A 21460-nucleotide genomic window follows, 5' to 3' on the forward strand; every position below is an offset into this window, starting at 1 on the left:
ACAAAAGGTCCGGGGCGATTTTTGTCAGGCGGAGGTGGCGTTCCAGCGGGCGAGCACGGCCGGCAACTCGGTCAGACTGCGAATCTCCGCATCCGGCAGGCGCTCGGCCTCCCAGACCTTGCCCGCCGGGTTGAACCACACTGCGCGCAATCCCGCCTGCTGCGCGCCGGCAATGTCATCCCCTGGGTGATCGCCGATATGCACCGCCGCTTCGGCACTCACACCGCCACGCTGCAGGGCCTCGTGGAACAGCCGCGCGTCCGGTTTGGCGATGCCGATGTCTTCGGCGCACAGGGCAAACTTGAAATAGTCGGCCAGCCCCAGGCGGCGCACATCGGCATTGCCGTTGGTGACCACGCCGAGGGCGTAGTGGTTGGCGAGGATTTCCAGCACCGGTTCGACCTCGGGAAACACCTCGATCTGATGCCGTGCGTGCAGGAACACTTCAAAACTCTTGTCCGCCAGGTCCGTCGCCTCGCCGTGGGCGTATCCCGCTTCCTCCAACGCATGGAACAACACCCGTCGGCGCAGCGCACTGATGCGGTGCTTGAGCCCCGGTTCGCTGCTCAGCACCCGTTCGCGGATGGCCCACAAATGTTCCACCGGCACCGCGCCCAGGTTTGGCGCATGCTCGCCCAGCCATTCACGCAAAACGGCTTCGGCGCTGACGATCACCGGGGCTGTGTCCCAGAGGGTGTCGTCGAGGTCGAAGGTGATCAACTGGATGCTCATGAATCGTCGCCTTTCGTGCGTTTGGCCCGTGGATGGGCGCTGTCGTAGACCGCCGCCAGGTGCTGGAAGTCCAGGTGGGTGTAGATCTGGGTGGTCTTGATGTCCGAGTGGCCGAGCAGTTCCTGCACCGCACGCAGGTCCTGCGAGGATTCCAGCAAGTGGCTGGCGAAGGAGTGCCGCAGCATGTGCGGGTGCAGGTTCTGCCCCAGCTCTCGCTCGCCGGCCAGTTTCACCCGCACCTGAATGGCCCGTGGGCCGAGGCGCCGGCCTTGCTGGCTGACGAACACCGCGTCGTCCGCCGGGTTGGTCAGCGCGCGCAGCGGCAACCATTGCTCCAGTGCTTCGCGGGCCTTGGTGCCGACCGGCAGCAGGCGGGTCTTGCTGCCCTTGCCGAGCACCTGGACCATGCCGTCGGCGAGGTCGAGTTGATCGAGATTGAGCCCGGTCAATTCCGACAGGCGCAGGCCGGAGGAATAGAACAGCTCGAGGATTGCCTGATCGCGGCGGGCGAGAAAGTCGTCCTCAACAGCGCCTTCAAGCAGTTGCATGGCGCGGTCGGTGTCGAGGGTTTTCGGCAGCCGGCGTTCGCCTTTCGGCGGCGCCAGGCCAGTGGCCGGATCGTGGTCGCAGAGGCCTTCGCGATTGAGGTAGTGATAGAGCCCGCGCACCGCCGAGAGCAGGCGCGCGAGGCTGCGCGAAGACTGGCCCTGGGCATGCAGGCGCGCCACCAGGCTGCGCAGGCGCTGGATATCCAGGGCCTGCCAGCTGCCAATATTCTGTTTGATGCACCAGCCGACGACTTTATCCAAGTCGCGGCGATAGGCCGACAACGTATGCGGCGACACCTGCCGCTCACTGCGCAGGTGTTCGCAGTAAGCGTCCAGTTGCCGTTCCATGCTCAGCGTACCGAGCGCAGGGAGCTGTTGACCCGTGGCAGCACGCGGCCCATGACTTCGGCGATGTAGCTGAGGAACAGGGTTCCGACCGAGCTCTTGTAATGCTGCGGGTCGCGGCTGGCGATGGCGAGGATCCCGTGGATGCCCTGATGGCTGACCGCAACCACGGCGGTGGAGCCGATCTGCTTGCGCTGTTCTTCGCCGAACAGGAAGTCCAGCTCATGTTCGCGCAGGCTGCCGCTGACACTCTTGCCTTCGGTGAGCAGGCCGCCAATGGCGGTTTGTGCATCGGCGTGGGTGACCCAGCGACCGACCGGTGCCGGGTTGTCGCCCAGCAGGATCAGGCTGACGAAGGGCACCTGGAAATCCTGGCGCAGGCTGTCTTCGACGGCGATCACCACGTCTTCGAGGCTGGTGGCGTCCATCAGCGCGAGGATCAGGCGGCGGGTCTTGTCGAACAGGCGGTCGTTGTCCCGGGCGACGTCCATCAATTGCGAGAGGCGGTGACGCATCTCGATATTGCGGTCGCGCAGGATGGTCATCTGGCGTTCGACCAGCGACACGGTGTCCCCGCGTCGGTGGGGAATGCGCATTGCCGGCAGCAGTTCTTCGTGCTCGACGAAGAAGTCCGGATGAGCCTCCAGGTACGCGGCAACCGCTGCCGCCTCTAGGCTCTCGGACGCTGATTCGTCGGACTGTCGGGCGGGTACCTGAGGCTTATCGGTCATGGCTTCTGCTCACTCAAAGACGCACTTGTCCTTCATAAACGCGCACTGCCGGACCCGTCATCAAGACCGGTTGGCCGGGGCCTGCCCACTCGATGGACAGGCGCCCGCCCGGCAGGTCGATCAACAGCGGTGAATCCATCCACCCCTGACTGATCGCCGCGACGGCCGCCGCGCAGGCGCCGGTGCCGCAGGCCTGGGTTTCTCCGGCACCGCGCTCCCAGACGCGCAACTGCGCGCGGTTGCGGTCGATGACCTGGAGGAAACCGACGTTGACCCGCGCCGGGAAGCGCGGATGGTGTTCGATCTTCGGCCCCAGTTCATGCACCGGTGCGTTGTTGATGTCTTCCACCCGCAGCACGGCGTGGGGGTTGCCCATCGATACCGCCGCCAGCTCGACATGCGTGCCGTCGACGTCCAGCGCATAGCTGGTCGCCTGCGCCGGTGCTTCGAACGGAATGTCCGCCGGCACGAGGCGCGGGGCGCCCATGTTCACGCCGATCTGGCCGTCGTTACGCACGTCCAGTTCGATGATGCCGCCCTTGGTCTCGACGCGGATCACGCGCTTGGCGGTCAGGCGCTTGTCGAGCACGAAGCGGGCGAAGCAGCGGGCACCGTTGCCGCACTGCTCCACTTCCGAGCCATCGGAGTTGAAGATCCGGTAGCGGAAATCCACGTCCGGATTGCTCGGCGCCTCGACGATCAGCAACTGGTCGAAACCGATACCGGTGTGCCGGTCGCCCCATTGCTTGGCGTGCTTGGGCTGAATGTGCGCGTGCTGGCTGACCAGGTCGAGGACCATGAAGTCGTTGCCCAGGCCGTGCATTTTGGTAAAACGCAGCAGCATGGGGTTACTCCGGCAGCAGGCTTTCGCCGGCAAACAGCTCGGCCACGGTTTCGCGGCGGCGCACTTCAAATACCTGGTCACCGTCTACCAGCACCTCGGCGGCACGGCCACGGGTGTTGTAGTTGGAGCTCATCACGAAACCGTAGGCACCGGCCGAATGCACGGCCAGCAGGTCGCCTTCTTCCAGGGCCAGTTCACGTTCCTTGGCCAGGAAGTCACCGGTTTCGCAGATGGGGCCGACGATGTCGTACTTGCGTGCGGCGGTGTCGCGCGGCTTGACGGCGGTGACGTCCATCCAGGCCTGGTACAGCGCCGGGCGGATCAGGTCGTTCATCGCCGCGTCGACGATGGCGAAATCCTTGTGTTCGGTGTGCTTGAGGTATTCGACCTGGGTCAACAGCACGCCGGCATTGGCGACGATGAAGCGGCCCGGCTCGAACACCAGCGCCAGATCGCGACCGGCCAGACGCTCGCGCACGGCTTTGATGTAGTCGGCGGCCAATGGCGGCTCTTCATCGCGATAACGCACGCCCAGGCCACCACCAAGGTCGATGTGGCGCAGGTGGATGCCGCAATCGCCGAGGCGGTCGACCAGGTCGAGCAGACGGTCGAGGGCATCGAGGAACGGCGGCAGGGTGGTCAGCTGCGAACCGATGTGGCAGTCGACGCCGACCACTTCCAGGTTCGGCAGATGCGCGGCGCGCACGTACACGTCTTCGGCGTCGGCAATGGCGATGCCGAACTTGTTTTCTTTCAGGCCGGTGGAAATGTACGGGTGGGTGCCGGCATCGACGTCCGGGTTGACGCGCAGCGAGACCGGCGCGCGAACGCCCAGCTCGGCGGCCACCACTTGCAGGCGCTCCAGCTCGTCGGTGGATTCGACGTTGAAGCAATGCACGCCGACTTCCAGGGCACGACGCATGTCGTCACGGGTCTTGCCGACGCCGGAGAACACGATCTTGTCGGCGCTGCCGCCAGCGGCGAGAACGCGCTCCAGTTCACCACGGGAGACGATGTCGAAACCGGCGCCGAGACGGGCCAGGACATTCAGAACGCCGAGGTTGGAGTTGGCCTTGACCGCGAAGCAGACCAGGTGCGGCATGCCGGCCAGCGCATCGGCGTAGGCCAGGTACTGGGCTTCGATGTGCGCGCGGGAGTAGACGTAGGTCGGTGTGCCGAAGCGATCGGCGATGGCGGACAGCGCCACACCTTCCGCGAACAGCTCCCCGCCACGGTAGTTAAAAGCGTCCATGGCGATCCCTTAGTAGACGTCGTGCTTGTGTGCTTTGGAGGCAGGCTGGTGTTGCGACGACTTGGCTTGTTCGGCCGGGTCCTGATCTTCATCGGGCAGGTACAGCGGGCCTTTCTGACCGCAGGCCGAAACGAGACAGGCAACCGCGACGAGCGCAGCAAGGGAAGAGATCAGGCGCTTCATGGCGAAATCCTTGAAAATGCGTTAATTGCGCCGGAGTATACCGGCCACCCGGCAGCTTGCCTATGCGACGGGACTCCCGTCTGGCGGGGCTTGCCCCGATCCGCATCAATCCTTCGGGTATCGGGACGGGTGTCTGGTCGTTATTCTTTGCATTCGGCCGCCAGCGCTCGTATCTTGCGGCGCTTGAGCCCGATCAGACATTTTTGAGGTTGCCGCAATGAGTTTGTCCGAAGCCCGTTTCCACGATCTGGTCGATGAAACCCAGGAAAAACTGGAAGACATCTTCGACGAAAGCGACCTGGACATCGACATGGAGAACTCCGCCGGTGTGCTGACCGTCAAGTTCGAGAACGGCACCCAGCTGATCTTCAGTCGCCAGGAACCGCTGCGTCAGCTGTGGCTGGCGGCGGTGTCCGGCGGTTTCCACTTCGACTACGACGAAGAAAGCGAACGCTGGATGTGCGACAAGAGCGAGGAGCAACTGGGTGAGATGCTCGAACGTATCGTCCGGCAGCAGGCCGGCGCCGAATTCGATTTCGAAGGCCTGTGATTCCGTGACCCAGGCCGCTCCCGTTCGCCCGCCGAAGCCGCTTTACAGCAATGTCAGCCCGGCCGTGCCGTCGCCGTGTACCGGCGTGTGCCGGCTGGACGAGCAGAAGGTCTGCCTGGGCTGTATGCGGCATGTCGAGGATATTCGCGAATGGCGCTCGGCGGACGATGCGCGCCGCCGGGTGATCTGCGCCGAAGCCTCGGAGCGTCGCGAGGCCGCCCGCTAGCGATTGCGGGCTGCCGGGCGGCCGCTTGTATATTTTTTGAGCTGTGATAGTGTCCGAGCACGCCTCAACCCATCGAGGCCAGGTAAGAACCCCGTCTTTTTTTGGCGGGGTTTTGCTTTTTTTGTGCAGAAGAAAGGAGTCTGCCCGGATCATGACCGCACCTTCCATCACCCTTACCCGTCTGGACGTGCAACGTCTGGAGCAGCTGATCGACAGATTGCCTGAAGGCACGCGCGGCGTTGATGAGCTGCAAACCGAACTGGATCGCGCCGATACCCTGGTCGGCCACAATGAAGTGCCCGCCGATGTCGTGACGATGAACTCCCGCGTGCATTGCCGCGAGGAAGGCAGCGGCAAGGACTATCACCTGACGCTGGTCTATCCCAGGCACGCCAATGCCGACGAAGGCAAAGTCTCGATCCTGGCGCCGGTCGGCAGTGCGCTGCTGGGCTTGAAGGTCGGGCAACACATCGACTGGCCGGCACCGGGCGGCAAGACCCTGAAACTGACCTTGCTGGAAGTCGAATCGCAGCCGGCCGACGGCGGCGAATACCCGGTCTGACCGCGTCTCAGACCTGTTCGAGCGCCTCGTTCAGGGCGCGCTCCAGGTCCGTCTTGTAGCGCAGATACAGATTGCTTGAACTCTGACCATCACCGAGCAGGCCCGACAGGTCCAGGTCGGTGATGTAGCAGCGATAGCGTTCGGTCTCGCGGCGCTGCTCGACGATTTCCCGGGCGACCACGCTGAACAGTTGGTCGCCATGCTCCAGCTCGCTGAATTCCCGCTGATTGCAATACAGGGTGACTTGCACTTGCCCCGGCGCGGCTTTGCCGATGATCGCCTGCACGTCGTAGAACGGTTTGTTGACCGGGGTCTGCGGCGCTGGCCGCGCTTCGACCCGCCGTGCCCGTCCCGGGCCTGATGGCAACAGCTGGTAATACAAAATTTCGAGGTTGGCCGACTGACCTGCGTCCATCGGCAGCAACGCTTCGCGACGATACTGGATCGATTGCAGGAAGCGTTGCAACGGCACCAACAGGCTCTGTTCGTCGTGGTACGGCAAGTGCTGCTGCCACAGCGCGTTGAATTCATCGAGCACGTACAGCTCGGCCTGCTGCTCGCTGATCCGGTAGAACACTTGAATGCATTCGGGCTGCCCCATCGGCAGGATCAGCGCGAGGTCGTGATCCTCCAGCGCCATCGGGTCCAGGTGCAGCGGGCTGTAGCGCGGTTGTTCTTCGCCAAGGTAATCGAGCAGCGCCGGCAGCGTGGCGAGGGCGACGTGGTTGACCTGTCCCGGCACCAGTTCCAGTACGTGATAATGCTGCTGCACCTGAATCAGGTAGCGGTGATTGAGTTCGCTGAGCAGCAGGTTTTGCGCGGTATCGATGACTTCCTCGACGCGCCGGGCGATGAATTGCGCCCGGTTGTGGCAGAAACAGCGCACCCGCAGCGTTGGCTGTCGAGGGCCGCGCGGCAGGTTGTTGAGGTAGTCGCGCAGGCAGTCGAGCAGCGCGTGGGGGCCGTCGAAACGGTTGACCAGCACTTCGTTCCAGCTGTTGAGCGTGACCTGATCGAGGGTCAGCACCAGGTTTTCGCGGACCCCGGCGTAGCTCAGGGAGTCGGTGCGCTCGGTGGTCATCAGGATGTTCAGGTCGCGGTGATGCTTGAGCGGGTCGACGCCGACGTTCACCAGAATCAGCACTTCGCTCGGCACGCTGGCGCGCAGCAACGGTTCTTCGGCAACCGTGGGCAAGGGCAGGGTGATGCTCTGTTGCAGGCTGCCGAGCAGGTTGAACAACTCGAACTCGCTCAAATCGCTGGCGCCGGGGTGCAGGGCCAGGCGGGTGCTGCTGTCGATCACGCCGTTGCGGTGGCACCAGGTCAGCAGTTCGAGCAACTGGCGGCTGCGCTTGATCGGCGCGAAATGCTCCCACTCCAGCGCGGTCAGACTGCCGTTGTACAGGCCCCACTGACTTTGCCCCGGCTCCTTTTTGTTCGGCGACTGCACCAGGGTCAGGGTGTCTTCGGCCAGGTCGGGGGCGATGCCGGGGTTGATGAACTCGACCTTGTCGGCCTTGCGCTCGAACGCGGCGTACAGCCGCCGTCCGAGGACATTGAGGTCACGTTTGTTGATCAGGCTGACGGTCTGTTCGGTGCGGGCGAACTGGGTCAGGAAGCGATAGCTGTAATTCAGTTCATTGACCAGCGCCCGCCGTTCGGCGCTGACCTGGCGGACTTTCCACTGGCTGCGGCTGTCGAGCAGTGCCAGTTGCCGTTGATCCCAGTGCCATTCCTGAGCCAGCCGCTCCAGCAGCGAGCGCTGCCAGCTCTGGGTGCGGGAGTTGCCGGTGAGCTTGCGGTTGACCTTCAGGTACAGCGCCCGCCGCACCAGCTCCAGGCGTTCCGGCTCCTTGCGGGCGGTGAGGTATTCCTCGATGCGTCGGTAAACCACCATGTACGGATCCAGTTCATCCAGATCCAGTTGATTGGCGAACACCGCCCGCTTGTAGCGCAGGCTGAGGCACTGCACCTGCGGATGCTCGCTGGCGTAGACTTCGATCAGCAGCAGTTTGAGCACCGACTTGTAGGGCGACTCGATGCCCTTGAACAACTGCCACAGGCCCGCGCCGATGAACTCGCCCGGCGGAATATGCGCCAGGTGCCCGAGATCGAGGGTTTCATCGTTGCGGATGAACCGCTTGGAAATCAGCGTATGGGTGTACTGGTCGTAGGCACTTTCCTCATAGACCGGTACCAGCCACCAGATCGGCGTGCGCCCGGCGAGCCAGATCGCGGTGCGGTAGAACTCGTCCAGCAGCAGGTAATGCTGGGTGGTGCCGCAGTCTTCGGAGCTGAGCTGGGTGTCGCGTTCACCTTTGACGAAGCGCGCCGGATCGATCAGGAAAAAATGCGCCTCGGCGCCCTGGCTGGCGGCCCAGGTTTCGAGCAACTGGCATTTCTTGCGCAGCTCGGCGAGCTCGCTGTCGCTCAGGTCCGGGGCGTGGCAGACCCACACGTCCATGTCGCTCTGGTCAGCCTGGGCCAGGGTGCCGAGGCTGCCCATCAGGAACAGTCCGTGAATCGGTCGCGGCGGATTGCTGCCGTGGCGCGGCTTGTAGGAAAACGAACGGGTCAGGCGCTGGGCTTCGGCGAGGGCGTCGGCGTCCGGTTCGTAATTCGACAGCCCGGCCGGCGTGCTGCCGGACACGTAGCCGGGCAGCAGCGGGTGATTGACGTGAAAAAACAGCGGCAGCAGCGTCAGCACACTTTGCTGGCGCGTCGACAAGCCTTCCAGCGCCCGGCTCAAGCGGCCGTCATTGAGTTTGAGAAAGCGTGCGCGTAGCTGGCTGAGTACCTTGCGGTCGACTCCCTCGTCCAGGTCCGGGCGAATTTCGTGGGTGCGGATCATGTCAGCTCAAACCGGCTCGCGGGGCTCGGAGGCACAGGGATTTGGATGACGGAAGTTTAGCCTCAGAGCTGTAGGACTTTTAAGCTGAATTTGTTTTTTGACGTCAGATTTTTAGCGCGCGGCGACGGCAGGCAGCCGAAGCAGGCCCGCGGAAATCCCGTGGCGAGGAGTTCCCGTGGGCAGGGAGATGAGAATCAGGCGGTTTCTTTGGCGTTGAGAATGGTCAGCGCGGTCTGGATATTTTGTGCGGCGTCACGACCCAGGCTGGTCAGATAACCACCGTCGTCCTGGTCGGTGAGGTTTTTTTCGAAGAGGCGCCTGGCGGCGGCGATATGTTTCGGGGCGGCGGTCTGATGAATTTTCAAACCTTCCTGGGAACTGTCCAGGTTGAAGAGGGAAAGGACTTCCAGTTCGGCAACCAGCTCAGGGCTAAACGACATAAGGACTCCAGACTTTCTAGGAATTGGGTGATAGCGCCCCTAAGGTGAACCTGCTGTTGCGGCCTGTCCAGTGCCGTCGACCGGGTTTTTCTCCCTGGGGCGCAATCCAGTGTAGTCAGGCGTCGGCACACGGCCGTAAAGATGGGTGACAAATTGTGTGGGAGCGAACCTGTCTGCTCCCACGGGATCTCGGGCTTACTGCTTTTCCGGCGGCAGTTCAGGCAGCGCGCGCAGTGCTGTTTCGTACCACTCGGTATCGAATCCGCGATCTTCGTCCAGCATGGCGTCGATCTCGTAGGCCAGCACATGGGCCATCAGGTTGAGAATGTCTTCACGCTCATAACCGACCAGGGTCAGCTTGTTGAATGTCGCCTTGGCCGCTGGCGGATTTTCGCTTTCGATCTGGTTTTCGATGGCTTCGATCAGGGTCGACTCGGCGAACTCTTCTTCGTCGTTGTCGATGTCGGTTGGCTCGCTCATGGCAGGCTCCTGTGGAAAAGGCGCCAGTTTACCCGCATTCAGCGGGGTGATGCTGCTGGCAGGATTGCCCCGTGCAATCTATAAACAGGCACTGCCCACCCCATACGGCCTGGAGGCTAATGATGCTCAAGCTCTACGGATTCGCTGTCAGCAACTACTACAACATGGTCAAACTGGCGCTGCTGGAAAAGGGCCTGCCGTTCGAAGAGGTCACGTTCTACCCGACGCCAACCCCTGAGTCCCAGGCCATCAGCCCGCGGGGCAAGGTCCCGGTGCTGGGTACGGATCAGGGCTATATCAACGAAACGATGGTCATCCTCGAATACATCGAGAGCAGCCAGACCGGCAAACCGCTGCTGCCGATCGATCCGTTCGAGCGGGCCCAGGTGCTGGCGCTGGCCAAGGAAATCGAGTTGTACATCGAACTGCCGGCACGAGCCTGCTACGGCGAGGCGTTTTTCGGTACGACGGTTCCGGAAGCGATCAAGGAGAAAACCAGGGCCGAGTTGCTGTTGGGATTCGCCGCGTTGGGGCGGCACGGCAAATTCGCCCCGTACGTGGCGGGTGACAGCCTGAGCGTGGCGGACGCGTACTTTCTCTACAGCGTGCCGCTGGCCTGCGCGGTCGGGCACAAGTTGTTCGGGGTGGATTTTCTGGCCGAGATACCGGCGGCGAAGGCGCTGTTGCAGCGTCTGGAAGAAAATCCGAATGTGCAGAAGATTGCTGCGGACAAAGAAGCAGCGATGCCAGCGTTTTTGGCGATGATCGCGGCCAAGAAGTAGGTTTTGCAGTATTTTTTGATCGGTTTCGCGGACAAGCCCACTCCCACAAAAGCAAAACACATCTAGTGTGGGAGCGGGCTTGCTCGCGAAGCTTTCAGCCTTTAGCGAGTCGCCAGCAGCGCCTGGCCACGCACCACGGCTGCCTTGACCTGCGCCGGCGCAGTGCCGCCGATATGGTCACGGGCATTGACCGAGCCTTCCAGGGTCAGTACGGCGAACACGTCCTGTTCGATCTGGTCGCTGAACTGGCGCAGTTCGTCCAGGCTCATTTCCGCCAGGTCCTTGCCGGTGTCGACGCCGTATTTCACCGCATGACCGACGATTTCGTGGCAGTCACGGAACGGCAGGCCACGGCGCACCAGGTAGTCCGCCAGGTCGGTGGCGGTGGAGAAACCGCGCAGCGCTGCTTCGCGCATGATCGCGTGCTTCGGTTTGATCGCCGGGATCATGTCGGCAAAGGCCCGCAGCGAGTCGCGCAGGGTGTCGGCGGCGTCGAACAACGGTTCCTTGTCTTCCTGGTTGTCCTTGTTGTACGCCAGCGGCTGGCCTTTCATCAGGGTCAGCAGGCCCATGAGCGCGCCGAACACACGACCGGTCTTGCCACGCACCAGCTCCGGCACGTCGGGGTTTTTCTTTTGCGGCATGATCGAGCTGCCGGTGCAGAAACGATCCGGCAGATCGATGAACTGGAATTGCGCGCTGGTCCACAGCACCAGCTCTTCGGAGAAGCGCGACAGGTGCATCATCGCGATGGCGGCGGCCGAGCAGAATTCGATGGCGAAGTCGCGATCCGACACGTTGTCCAGCGAGTTGCCGCCCACGGCCTCGAAGCCCAGCAACTGCGCGGTGTACTCGCGGTCGATCGGGTAGGTGGTGCCGGCCAGCGCGGCGCTGCCCAGCGGCATGCGGTTGGCGCGCTTGCGGCAGTCGACCAGACGCTCGTAGTCGCGGCTGAGCATTTCGAACCAGGCCAGCATGTGGTGACCGAAGGTCACGGGCTGGGCGGTCTGCAAGTGGGTGAAGCCCGGCATGATGCTGCCCGATTCGCGCTCGGCCTGCTCCAGCAGGCCTTTTTGCAGGCGGGTGATCTCGGCCAGGATCAGGTCGATTTCGTCACGCAGCCACAGGCGGATGTCGGTGGCGACCTGGTCGTTGCGGCTGCGCCCGGTGTGCAGTTTCTTGCCGGTGATGCCGATGCGGTCGGTCAGGCGCGCTTCGATGTTCATGTGTACGTCTTCGAGGTCGACACGCCAGTCGAACTGACCGGCCTCGATTTCACCCTGAATGGTCTTCAGGCCATCGATGATGCTGTCGCGCTCGGCATCCGTCAGCACGCCGACCTTGGCCAGCATGGTGGCGTGGGCGATCGAGCCCATGATGTCGTGGCGATACAGGCGCTGGTCGAAAGTGACGGAGGCGGTGAAGCGGGCGACGAAGGCGTCGACGGGTTCACTGAAGCGGCCGCCCCAGGACTGATTGGTCTTGTCAGTGCTCATGAATTCGCTCGTATCGGCTTGAAAAAGGAAGGCGTGAAACGCTGGCGCGGATGATAACAGGGTTGCCAATCCTGTCGCTGACACTGGTCGATACGATTTTTTCTCATGCCCTGCTGCATAGTCGTCGCAGTCTGGCGGGGATTTGCACAAGGATATTTTCCGATTGAGCAATATCGGCCCGACGAACGTCTACAGTTGGACAGAAGGGTCGGCGCGAATGCGCATCAGGCAAAGCGCCGTGCACCGACTATCAGAAGAGAGGAGTGTGCGTATTGTCCATCGGCAGATCCGGTGAAAAACGCGGGCAACGGCGGGCCTTGAGCCGTGCGTACCGAATATCGGCAAATATTGCCGGCCGACGTACGGCACTTTTTGGTGCTCGGACTAGTCTTAGCGTGGATCGCGGTGACGGACGTCACTCCACCTGTCTACGCTATCCTTGTGCGAGACTCACGCAGGAATCCAGCGCAATATGAATGTCCTGATCGTTGATGACGAACCACTGGCCCGCGAGCGCCTCAGCCGAATGGTGAGCGATCTCGAGGGCTACACAGTCCTGGAGCCCAGCGCCACGAATGGCGAAGAGGCGTTGGCACTGATTGACAGCCTCAAGCCGGAAATCGTGCTGCTCGATATCCGCATGCCAGGCCTCGATGGCCTGCAGGTCGCTGCCCGTTTGTGCGAACGAGAAACGCCGCCCGCCGTGGTGTTTTGCGCCAGCCCCGAAGACTATGACGTGGAAGCCCTGAAGGCCGGTGCCGTGGGCTATGTGGTGAAACCCGTGCGAACCGAACATCTGCATGACGCCCTGAAAAAGGCTGAGCGGCCGAACCGGGCGCAACTCTCGGCCCTGACCCGTCCCGCCGCCGAAAGCGGCAATGGCCCGCGCAGTCATATCAGCGCCCGAACCCGAAAAGGCATCGAACTGATCCCGCTGGATCAGGTGGTGTACTTCATTGCCGACCACAAATACGTGACCTTGCGCCACGAGAGCGGCGAAGTGCTGCTCGACGAGCCGCTCAAGGCGCTGGAAGACGAGTTCGGTGAACGCTTCGTGCGTATCCACCGCAACGCCCTGGTCGCCCGCGACCGCATCGAGCGTCTGCAACGCACGCCGCTGGGGCATTTCCAGCTCTTTCTCAAAGGTCTGAACGGTGACGCGCTGATTGTCAGTCGCCGGCATGTGGCGGGCGTACGCAAGATGATGCAAGGGCTCTGATCCGCAGGCGTCGGGTGGATCACCCTCCTTTTTACCGGGCATGCAGGCCAGGGAGGCCGTGCCGTTTCTGATTCAGATCAAAGTGGATTTGGCTGAGCTGTTATCATCCGCCGTATCTATTCAGTACGGATTGATCCATGTCCTCTCGCGAAATCCGCATCGCCACCCGCAAAAGTGCATTGGCCCTCTGGCAGGCCGAATACGTCAAGGCGCGTCTGGAAGCAGCCCACCCGGGTCTGCTGGTGACGCTGGTGCCCATGGTCAGTCGCGGCGACAAACTGCTCGATTCGCCCCTGTCGAAAATCGGCGGCAAGGGCCTGTTCGTCAAGGAGCTGGAAACCGCGCTCCTGGAGAACGAAGCCGACATCGCCGTTCACTCGATGAAAGACGTGCCGATGGACTTTCCCCTGGGCCTGGGCCTGTTCTGCATCTGCGAGCGCGAAGACCCGCGCGATGCCTTCGTTTCCAATACCTTTTCCAGTCTGGATGCGTTGCCTGCCGGGAGCATCGTCGGCACCTCCAGCCTGCGCCGCCAGGCCCAGTTGCTGACGCGCCGTCCCGATCTGGAAATCCGTTTCCTGCGCGGCAACGTCAACACTCGCCTGGCCAAGCTCGATGCCGGCGAGTACGACGCGATCATCCTCGCGGCGGCCGGGTTGATCCGTCTCGGTTTCGAAGATCGCATCACCTCGGCTATCAGCGTCGACGACAGCCTGCCGGCCGGTGGCCAGGGTGCAGTCGGCATCGAATGCCGCAGCGCCGATGCTGAAATTCACGCCTTGCTGGCGCCGCTGCATCACGCCGATACCGCCTCCCGCGTCACCGCCGAACGCGCGCTGAACAAACACCTGAATGGCGGTTGCCAGGTGCCGATCGCCTGCTACGCCGTGCTCGAAGGCGAGCAACTGTGGCTGCGCGGCCTGGTCGGTGAGCCCAGTGGTGGCCGGCTGCTCAGTGCCGAAGCCCGGGCGCCACGTGGCGATGCCGAGGCCTTGGGCGTGAAAGTCGCCGAAGACCTGCTCGGCCAGGGCGCCGACGACATCCTCAAAGCGGTCTACGGCGAGGCAGGTCACGAGTGACCACCTGGCGCCTGCTGCTGACGCGCCCCGCAGATGACTGCGCGGCGCTCGCCGAGGTGCTGGCCGGGCAGGGGATTTTCGGCAGCTGTCTGCCGCTTCTGGAAATTTCCCCGCTGCCGGTCTCTGCCACAATGCGTCGGGTAGTCACCGGGCTGGCGCGCTACAGCGCGGTCATCGTGGTCAGCAAACCGGCCGCGCGCATTGCGCTGGAGCTGCTCGACGCCCATGGGATGCCCTTGCCCGCGATGCCGTGGTTCAGCGTTGGCGCGGCGACCGCGCAGATCCTTGAGGCGCGAGGGTTGGAGGCGAATTTCCCGGTGGACGGCGATGACAGCGAAGCCTTGCTGCAATTGCCGCGCCTGCGTGAAGTGGTCACGTCGGGATCGCAGGTATTGATCCTGCGCGGCGAAGGTGGACGCGAGTTGCTGGCCGAGCGCCTGCGCGAGCTTGGTGCTAGTGTCGAATATCTGGAATTGTATCGCCGTGAACTGCCGGCCTACCCGCCCCAGGAACTGTTGCGGCGGATCGCAGCGGAACGCCTGAACGGGCTGGTGGTCAGCAGTGGACAGGGTTTTGAGCACTTGCGCCAGTTGGCCGGCGATGCCTGGCCGACGCTCGCGCAACTGCCGTTGTTTGTTCCAAGCCCGAGGGTCGCCGAGCAGGCCAGCGCCGCCGGGGCCGGAACAGTTGTGGATTGCCGCGGCGCCAGTGCCGCGGCTTTGCTGACGGCGTTACGGGAGCATCCCGTGCCCGTTCTCTAATGCAAAGGATGGATACGTGAGCGAAACAGCCTTGCCTAAAGATGATGTTCAATCCGTGATCGATGCTCCGGTTGAGCCATCGGTAGAAAATCGGCCGCCGGTCGATCAACCACGCCGGGGCAATGGATTGGCCATCGTCGCGCTGCTGCTCGGCGCCGCTGGTGTCGCCGTGGGCGGCTGGGGTGTCTGGCAGGTACGCCACCTGCAGGCCAATACTCAGGGGCAGTTGAGCCAGGTGCAGGCGCTGAACGATCAGGCGCAGACCCTCAAGCTCAACGAGCAACGCCTGACCGAGCGTCTCGGGCAATTGCCCGGTGCCGACGAACTCGCCGATCGCCAGCGTCTGGTCACCCAGCTTCAGGGCGATCAGCAACGCCTCAATCAACGTCTGGAAACCGTACTGGGCGCGAGCCGCAAGGACTGGCGCCTGGCCGAGGCCGAGCATCTGTTGCGTCTGGCCAGTCTGCGTCTGTCGGCCTTGCAGGACGTCAGCAGTGCCCAGGCGCTGGTGCAGGGCGCCGACGAAATCCTCCGCGAACAGAATGATCCCGGCTCCTTCGCCGCCCGCGAGCAAGTGGCGAAAACCCTGGTGGCCCTGCGCAGCACCGAGCAGCCGGATCGCACCGGACTGTTCCTGCGCCTGGGCGCGTTGCGCGACCAGGTCATCGAACTCACCGAGCTGGCGCCGGAGTACAAGGATCGCGGCGAATCGTTGCTGGGCCTGACGGCCGATGGCGACGGCGCCAGTCGCTGGTCGCAGTGGTGGGATCAGATCTCGCGCTACATCCGCATCGACTTCAACGCCGACAAGAATGTGCGGCCGTTGCTGGCCGGGCAGAGCCTGAGCCAGGTGCGTCTGGCCCTGAGCCTGTCGCTCGAGCAGGCGCAATGGGCCGCCCTCAACGGCCAGGCGCCGGTCTACACCCAGGCCTTGGCCGAGGCGCGGGATGTGCTCAAGGGCAATTTCAATCCGGACAACCCGCAGAGCAAGATCATGCTTGAGCAGGTGGCCGAACTGAGCAAGCAACCGGTGACGGTCAACACGCCGGATCTGGCCGGAACCCTGAGCGCCGTGCAGGCGTATCTGGAGCGCCGCAACCTCAACGCTGAAGACTCGGTGAAACCGTTCGCCAAACCTGCCGCCAGCACCGCGCAGGAGGCCACGCCATGAAACGCCTGTATGTGATCGTGTTTCTGGTGATCGCCGCGACCGCGGCGCTGGGCCTGGCGATTGCCGAGCATTCCGGTTACGTGCTGATCGCCTATCGGAGCTTTCGCTACGAATCGAGCCTGTGGGCCACCCTGGCGGCGGTCGCGGTGTTGTGGCTGCTGATCTGGGGCATCAAGGCTCTGGTCGAGCTGGTGATGACCTCCAGCGGCGTGGTCAATCCGTGGTCGCGGCGCAACCGCAGTCGCCGCGTGCAGGTGGCGATCGAGCACGGCCAGCTGGATCTGGCCGAAGGTCGCTGGGCCAGTGCCCAGCGTCACCTCTATCGCGCCGCCGAAGCTGAACGCCAGCCGCTGTTGTATTACCTCGGCGCCGCCCGCGCGGCGAACGAGCAGGGCAATTACGAGGAATGCGATCACCTGCTGGAGCGCGCCCTCGAGCGTCAGCCGCAAGCGGAACTGGCGATTGCCTTGAACCATGCCCAGTTGCAGACCGATCGTGGCGACACCGACGGTGCGCTGGTGACGTTGCAGGCGATGCACGAGCGCCATCCGCACAACGCTCAGACCCTGCGTCAGTTGCAACGTTTGCATCAGCAGCGCGGCGACTGGTCGGCGGTGATCCGTCTGTTGCCGGAGCTGCGCAAGGACAAAGTCTTGCCACCTGCCGAATTGGCAGAGCTGGAGCGGCGTGCCTGGGGTGAGAACCTGTCGCTGGCGGCCCATCGCGAAGACGACGGCACTGTTGGGCTGCAGTCGCTGGAACGTGCCTGGCAGCAGCTCACTTCCGCCCAGCGTCAGGAAGCGCCGCTGGTGCTGGCCTACGCCGAGCAACTGCGTCAGTTGGGCGCTCAGGTACAGGCCGAGGAGGTGTTGCGTGGCGCTCTCAAACGCAAATACGACAGCCACCTGGCGCGCTTGTACGGCCTGGTGCGGGGCAGCGATCCGACGCGTCAGTTGCAAACCGCTGAGGGCTGGCTCAAGGAGCATCCAGCCGATCCCAGCCTGCTGCTGACCCTGGGTCGCCTGTGCCTGCAAGCCAGTTTGTGGGGCAAGGCGCGGGACTATCTGGAAAGCAGCCTGCGCGTGCAGCGCAATCCGGAAGCCTGTGCGGAACTGGCGCGATTGCTCGCCCGACTCGGTGATACCGAACGCAGCAACCAGTTGTTCCAGGAAGGCCTTGGCCTGCTCGACGAGCGTCTGCTGGCGGCGCCGTTGCCGGCCGTTGCACAGGCCTGAAAAACAGGGGAGGCTGCTCCCCTTTTTCGTCATTCGATGCCTGAATAGTTACCGCCGGATTGAGTCCCAGGCAAAGTCCTACAGCGGACTACACGTATTCCTCTCGATGCTGTCGGGATTTCCCTACACCTCTGGTGAAGTGTCGGCAGTGGCCCGCCTTGAAAGGCTTACGCGCTTTCCTCTACCGTAACTGCCTGTCTTTACTGTTACGGATAAGCCATGTCGTTGGCCTGCTCACGCTCCTTGTTTTTCATGGCTTTCACTGCGGGAGCCCTGGCTCTGGGAGCTTCCTATTACTTCGAATATGCGGTCGGTCTGACGCCGTGCACGCTCTGTCTGGTGCAACGGCTGTTCCTGGCCTTGCTCACGGTCGGCTGCGCGGTGGCGGCCGTGCACGGGCCGCGTCGTGTGGGCATGGCGCTTTACTGGGTGTGGGCGTTGTTCGCCGGCCTTGGCGGCATGACCGCCGCTTGGCGGCAGGTGCTGTTGCAGAGCGACTCGCTGCGGCAATGGGTGAATTGCGTGCCGCACACTGAAGAGCTGTTCAGCAGCCTGCCGTGGATTTGTGCGCTGATGCGGATGCTCGACAACCGCATCGACTGCACGGAGCTGTCGTGGACGCTGTTCGACCTGAGCATTCCGGAGTGGAGCCTGCTGTTCTTCGTCGCCATGTCGATTCTTGCCGTTTACCAATTGCTGCGCGTTATCTGGAGTGCATTGCAGCGACCGCTCAGCGGCGAACCGTCGCACCGGCTGCTGATCGGGGATTAAACACTTGTATGAACTTTCTCTCCTGCGTACCTTGAAGCGACAGGCGTGCGGGCATAATCTGGCCCGCACATGTCGCTGGATTTATGTTGCTCGATGACGTTCTGCTCGACAGCCCCAAGCCATAAAAAGCCAAAAAGGGGGCGCGGGGACGGAGCAGCATGACCCACAAGGGAAGAGAGATCGCCATGCTCGAAAGTTGTCAGAATGCTCAGGAACGCTGGGGTGGAGTTCATCTGCTGATCGACCGCTGGTTGCAGGAGCGCAAGGAGTTGATCGACGCCTATGACAATCTGGGTGAAGAGCCCGCCGCCCTGGCCACCAACCGCAAACCATTGCAGGAATTCTGCGGCACCCTGGTCGACTATGTGTCCGCCGGCCATTTCGAGATCTACGAACAGCTGACCGGCGAAGCCAAGGCGTTCAACGACAAGCGTGGTCTGGAACTCGCCGAGACGATCTATCCGCGCATCGATGTCATCACCGAAAAACTGCTCGCCTTCAACGATCTTTGCGATGAAGGCAAATGCGTCGCGGAGAAGTTCAAGGAACTCGGTGGCCTGCTTCATGAACGCTTCGAACTGGAAGATTGCCTGATCGAAGTGCTGCACACCGCACACAAGGAAGCGGCTCCGGCTCAGGCCTGAAACCCACTCCCGCAATACCTGAAAACGGTGCGCCATGGCGCACCGTTTTTCGTTTGGGCGATCAGCTGGTGGCGCCCTTGAGTTCCACTTCAAACACCAGTGGCGTGAACGGCGCGATCAGGTCACCGGCACCATCGGCGCCATAGGCTTGATCCGATGGAATGACCAGACGCCACTTCGCGCCCACCGGCATGTTCTGCAACGCGGTGCGCCATCCGGCGATCACGCTGTCGAGGTTGAACCATTGTGGCTGAGTGTTCTGATCGAACACCGTGCCATCCGGCAGTCGACCGATGTACAGCACCTGCACTTTTCCGTCCGGCCCGGCCTTGGCGCCATTGCCCGGTGTCAGCTCGGTCAGCAGGATGCCGTCGGCGAGTTCCTTGACCCCCGGCCTGGCTTTTTCAGCCGTCAGAAAACGTCGCTCGTTTTCCATCGCCGCATCACTCGACGGCATCGCGGCCTGCTCGGCAGTCTGCGATTCATGGTCGGCCAGGATCTGTTCGATCCGCGCCTCGCTCAGTGCCAGCGGCTTGCCTTGATAAGCCTGCTGCAAGCCTTCGATCAGCGCCTGGATCTGCAACTGCGGGACCTCCTGGCGCAGCCGTTCGCCGAGGCTCGCGCCTAGGCTGTAGGCCAGATCATGAGCCTCGTTCTGCGGGTTTTTTTCGTCAGCCTGGGCGGCGCAAAAAACCATGCAGAGGGATAAAAAAAGGTAGCGCGACATGGGCACTCTCCGTCCTGAGATGGGCGAGATTATGCCAGCGCAAACGTCTGCAACGGTGAACTGCTTTTGCCAATGTGAAGAAGATTTTCGCAACGTTGCAACGCGGGGCTTTCGATACTGTCAAGATGCCCTAGCGGCGGCTACGGCAGAGGTCTAGTATGAGCCGCACTCACGTCAGCCAGGAGGTAAACCATGTCGGCCACCAAGAAGCCTGTAAATACTCCGTTGCACTTACTCCAACAGCTCTCGGGCAGCTTGCTCGAACATTTGGAAAACGCTTGCTCCCAAGCCTTGGCTGATGCTGAAAAACTGCTCGCCAAACTGGAAAAGCAACGCGGCAAGGCGCAAGAAAAACTGCACAAATCCCGTACCAAATTGCAAGACGCAGCAGCGGCCGGCAAAGCCAAGGCGCAGACCAAGGCCAAGGGTGCCGTGAAGGAACTCGAAGACTTGCTGGACGCGTTGAAGGATCGTCAGTCCGATACCCGCAGCTACATTCTGCAACTCAAGCGCGATGCCCAGGAAAGCCTGAAACTGGCCCAGGGTGTCGGTCGTGTTCAAGAGGCCGTGGGCAAGGCGTTGTCCGCCCGCGCCGCCAAACCGGCAGCGGCTCCTGCGAAGAAAGCGGCTGCTAAACCTGCCGCCAAACCGGCTGCAAAAGCAGCGGCCAAACCGGCTGCCAAGCCTGCTGCGGCCAAGGCTCCTGTGAAAGCTGCTGCAAAACCTGCGGCGAAACCGGCTGCTGCGAGCGCTGCAAAACCAGCTGCTAAAACCCCTGCGGCCAAACCTGCCGCCGCCAAACCGGCTGCTGCAAAACCAGCGGCAAAACCCGTAGCGAAAACCGCCGCTGCAAAAGCCGCTCCGGCGAAAACCGCTGCCGCGAAGCCTGCTGCAAAACCGGCAGCCAAGCCTGCCGCAAAACCAGCCGCTAGAACGGCTGCTGCCAAACCTGCAGCCAAGGCAGCCGCCAAACCGGTGGCAGCCAAACCCGCTGCGAAACCAGCGGCAAAACCTGCTGTAAAAGCGGCCGCAAAACCTGCAGCCAAGCCGGCTGCGAAACCAGCTGCCGCTGCGAAACCTGCAACCACCGCCGCCAAGCCCGCTGCAAAACCGGCAGCCAAACCTGCCGCGAAAAAACCAGCCACCGCCAGACCTGCTGCTGCCAAGCCAGCCGCTGCGAAACCGGCTACCGCTCCTGCTGCCAAACCCGCCGCGCCGGCAACCCCGGCTTCGAGCGCAGCATCCGCACCAGCCGCCTCTACCTCGACCACCGCGCCATCCGCCGCGCCTGCGTCGAGCGTCGCCAGCAACCCGACCAGCGCTTCCTAAGCGCCGGTCGCCGCGACGCGCAGCACCCGCAGCGCGTCGCGGTTCAGGTTGGCCGCAGTGCCCGCCAAGGCTTCCAGCCAGTCACTTGACTCCTTAGAGTTGCGCGGCCAGCCCTGCGCCGTGCCTTCCAGTCGCGACAGCAAAGCGCGCTCCGCCTCCAGTTCCAGGCCCTTGATCTGATCGCGCATGCCCTTGAGCACCGGGTCAGCCTCGGCTGTCGTTTTCCACTGCATGCGCAACGTACGCAGCGGTTGCACCACCTCCCTGTCCCAGGGAGCGGTCACTTCCTGAAGCTGTTGCACGCGCGCCTCATCGCAGGTCACGTCACGCTGCTCCAGCCATAAACCACAGAGCATCAGGCACACGCTGGCCCCGGCCGATTGCAGGTGCAGACAAGCATCCTCCACACCCGGACGGGCGTAGACGGCAAGGGCAAAGCTCCACAGGTCAGAGGACATCGTGCTACTCGCGCCAGTTGTGAGCGAAGCTGGTAGACTCCGCC

24 protein-coding genes are annotated in these 21460 nt (G+C 62.9%); 12 read left to right on the plus strand and 12 right to left on the minus strand.

Translation table 11 applies throughout. The features are described from left to right. Positions 1 to 24: 24 nt before the first annotated feature. From KVQ74_RS01670 to lptM, 6 genes are read right to left on the minus strand one after another with little or no spacing between them, the layout of a single operon-like run. Positions 25 to 732 carry an HAD family hydrolase gene (locus KVQ74_RS01670; protein WP_217829266.1) on the minus strand — a complete coding sequence of 236 codons (708 nt, stop codon included), beginning with the start codon at positions 730 to 732 and terminating at the stop codon, positions 25 to 27. Further along, positions 729 to 1628: a tyrosine recombinase XerC gene (gene xerC, locus KVQ74_RS01675; RefSeq protein ID WP_217829267.1), complete on the minus strand. Its 900-nt coding sequence runs from the start codon at positions 1626 to 1628 to the stop codon at positions 729 to 731. Before xerC ends, KVQ74_RS01670 begins: the two co-directional genes overlap by 4 nt. A 2-nt stretch (positions 1629 to 1630) precedes the next feature. After that, the gene (locus KVQ74_RS01680; protein ID WP_217829268.1) at positions 1631 to 2356 is read right to left on the minus strand and encodes a DUF484 family protein; all 726 of its coding nucleotides are present in this window, start codon (positions 2354 to 2356) and stop codon (positions 1631 to 1633) included. 13 nt (positions 2357 to 2369) lie between these two features. Continuing rightward, a complete protein-coding gene (gene dapF / locus KVQ74_RS01685) occupies positions 2370 to 3200 on the minus strand; it encodes a diaminopimelate epimerase (RefSeq protein WP_217829269.1) in 831 nt (276 codons plus the stop codon). A gap of 4 nt (positions 3201 to 3204) precedes the next feature. After that, positions 3205 to 4452 (minus strand): diaminopimelate decarboxylase, encoded by a 1248-nt coding sequence (gene lysA, locus KVQ74_RS01690; RefSeq protein WP_217829270.1) that lies wholly within the window; start codon positions 4450 to 4452, stop codon positions 3205 to 3207. A gap of 9 nt (positions 4453 to 4461) precedes the next feature. Next, on the minus strand, positions 4462 to 4635 hold the full coding sequence (lptM, locus tag KVQ74_RS01695; protein WP_217829271.1) for an LPS translocon maturation chaperone LptM: 174 nt from the start codon (positions 4633 to 4635) through the stop codon (positions 4462 to 4464). A gap of 217 nt (positions 4636 to 4852) precedes the next feature. Here lptM and cyaY point away from each other — a divergent pair, with 217 nt between their 5' ends. From cyaY to rnk, 3 genes are all read left to right on the plus strand, one after another. Further along, positions 4853 to 5185, plus strand: coding sequence for an iron donor protein CyaY (gene cyaY, locus KVQ74_RS01700; protein ID WP_217829272.1), 333 nt, complete (start codon positions 4853 to 4855; stop codon positions 5183 to 5185). Between the two features lie 4 nt (positions 5186 to 5189). Next, the gene (locus KVQ74_RS01705) at positions 5190 to 5411 is read left to right on the plus strand and encodes a DUF1289 domain-containing protein (protein ID WP_217829273.1); all 222 of its coding nucleotides are present in this window, start codon (positions 5190 to 5192) and stop codon (positions 5409 to 5411) included. A 151-nt stretch (positions 5412 to 5562) separates the two neighbouring features. After that, a complete protein-coding gene (rnk, locus tag KVQ74_RS01710) occupies positions 5563 to 5973 on the plus strand; it encodes a nucleoside diphosphate kinase regulator (protein ID WP_217829274.1) in 411 nt (136 codons plus the stop codon). A 7-nt stretch (positions 5974 to 5980) separates the two neighbouring features. On the opposite strand, the gene KVQ74_RS01715 is transcribed toward rnk, so the two are convergent. From KVQ74_RS01715 to KVQ74_RS01725, 3 genes are all read right to left on the minus strand, one after another. Further along, on the minus strand, positions 5981 to 8824 hold the full coding sequence (locus tag KVQ74_RS01715) for a class I adenylate cyclase (RefSeq protein ID WP_217829275.1): 2844 nt from the start codon (positions 8822 to 8824) through the stop codon (positions 5981 to 5983). 194 nt (positions 8825 to 9018) lie between these two features. Next, positions 9019 to 9264 carry a TIGR02647 family protein gene (locus tag KVQ74_RS01720; protein WP_217829276.1) on the minus strand — a complete coding sequence of 82 codons (246 nt, stop codon included), beginning with the start codon at positions 9262 to 9264 and terminating at the stop codon, positions 9019 to 9021. A 195-nt stretch (positions 9265 to 9459) separates the two neighbouring features. After that, positions 9460 to 9744, minus strand: a complete 285-nt coding sequence (locus KVQ74_RS01725; RefSeq protein WP_217829277.1) for a hypothetical protein — start codon at positions 9742 to 9744, stop codon at positions 9460 to 9462. Positions 9745 to 9866: 122 nt separating this feature from the next. Between KVQ74_RS01725 and KVQ74_RS01730 the strand changes: the two genes are divergently transcribed. After that, positions 9867 to 10526 (plus strand): glutathione S-transferase family protein, encoded by a 660-nt coding sequence (locus KVQ74_RS01730; RefSeq protein ID WP_217829278.1) that lies wholly within the window; start codon positions 9867 to 9869, stop codon positions 10524 to 10526. A gap of 101 nt (positions 10527 to 10627) precedes the next feature. Here the strand turns inward: KVQ74_RS01730 and argH are convergent, their stop codons facing one another. Further along, positions 10628 to 12022, minus strand: coding sequence for an argininosuccinate lyase (gene argH / locus KVQ74_RS01735; protein WP_217829279.1), 1395 nt, complete (start codon positions 12020 to 12022; stop codon positions 10628 to 10630). 472 nt (positions 12023 to 12494) lie between these two features. Between argH and KVQ74_RS01745 the strand changes: the two genes are divergently transcribed. From KVQ74_RS01745 to rsd, 7 genes are all read left to right on the plus strand, one after another. Beyond that, positions 12495 to 13241: a LytR/AlgR family response regulator transcription factor gene (locus KVQ74_RS01745; protein WP_217829280.1), complete on the plus strand. Its 747-nt coding sequence runs from the start codon at positions 12495 to 12497 to the stop codon at positions 13239 to 13241. 137 nt (positions 13242 to 13378) lie between these two features. After that, positions 13379 to 14320, plus strand: coding sequence for a hydroxymethylbilane synthase (gene hemC / locus KVQ74_RS01750; RefSeq protein WP_217829281.1), 942 nt, complete (start codon positions 13379 to 13381; stop codon positions 14318 to 14320). Beyond that, positions 14317 to 15081, plus strand: a complete 765-nt coding sequence (locus KVQ74_RS01755; RefSeq protein ID WP_217829282.1) for a uroporphyrinogen-III synthase — start codon at positions 14317 to 14319, stop codon at positions 15079 to 15081. Before hemC ends, KVQ74_RS01755 begins: the two co-directional genes overlap by 4 nt. Positions 15082 to 15097: 16 nt before the next feature. Further along, positions 15098 to 16252 carry a uroporphyrinogen-III C-methyltransferase gene (locus KVQ74_RS01760; protein WP_217829283.1) on the plus strand — a complete coding sequence of 385 codons (1155 nt, stop codon included), beginning with the start codon at positions 15098 to 15100 and terminating at the stop codon, positions 16250 to 16252. Continuing rightward, positions 16249 to 17487, plus strand: a complete 1239-nt coding sequence (locus KVQ74_RS01765) for a heme biosynthesis protein HemY (protein WP_217829284.1) — start codon at positions 16249 to 16251, stop codon at positions 17485 to 17487. The genes KVQ74_RS01760 and KVQ74_RS01765 overlap by 4 nt, the downstream gene beginning before the upstream one ends. A gap of 219 nt (positions 17488 to 17706) precedes the next feature. Further along, positions 17707 to 18258 carry a disulfide bond formation protein B gene (locus KVQ74_RS01770; protein ID WP_217829285.1) on the plus strand — a complete coding sequence of 184 codons (552 nt, stop codon included), beginning with the start codon at positions 17707 to 17709 and terminating at the stop codon, positions 18256 to 18258. Positions 18259 to 18443: 185 nt separating this feature from the next. Next, positions 18444 to 18902, plus strand: a complete 459-nt coding sequence (gene rsd, locus KVQ74_RS01775; protein ID WP_217829633.1) for a sigma D regulator — start codon at positions 18444 to 18446, stop codon at positions 18900 to 18902. 61 nt (positions 18903 to 18963) lie between these two features. Here rsd and KVQ74_RS01780 read toward each other — a convergent pair whose 3' ends face one another. Then, on the minus strand, positions 18964 to 19629 hold the full coding sequence (locus KVQ74_RS01780) for an FKBP-type peptidyl-prolyl cis-trans isomerase (protein ID WP_217829286.1): 666 nt from the start codon (positions 19627 to 19629) through the stop codon (positions 18964 to 18966). 192 nt (positions 19630 to 19821) lie between these two features. Between KVQ74_RS01780 and KVQ74_RS01785 the strand changes: the two genes are divergently transcribed. Continuing rightward, on the plus strand, positions 19822 to 20958 hold the full coding sequence (locus KVQ74_RS01785) for an AlgP family protein (RefSeq protein ID WP_217829287.1): 1137 nt from the start codon (positions 19822 to 19824) through the stop codon (positions 20956 to 20958). Here KVQ74_RS01785 and KVQ74_RS01790 read toward each other — a convergent pair. After that, positions 20955 to 21416 carry a TIGR02444 family protein gene (locus tag KVQ74_RS01790; RefSeq protein WP_217829288.1) on the minus strand — a complete coding sequence of 154 codons (462 nt, stop codon included), beginning with the start codon at positions 21414 to 21416 and terminating at the stop codon, positions 20955 to 20957. The two genes, KVQ74_RS01785 and KVQ74_RS01790, sit on opposite strands and share 4 nt — an antisense overlap. Between the last annotated feature and the right edge of the window lie 44 nt (positions 21417 to 21460).

The organism is Pseudomonas botevensis, from assembly GCF_019145475.1.
GTDB lineage: Bacteria > Pseudomonadota > Gammaproteobacteria > Pseudomonadales > Pseudomonadaceae > Aquipseudomonas > Aquipseudomonas botevensis.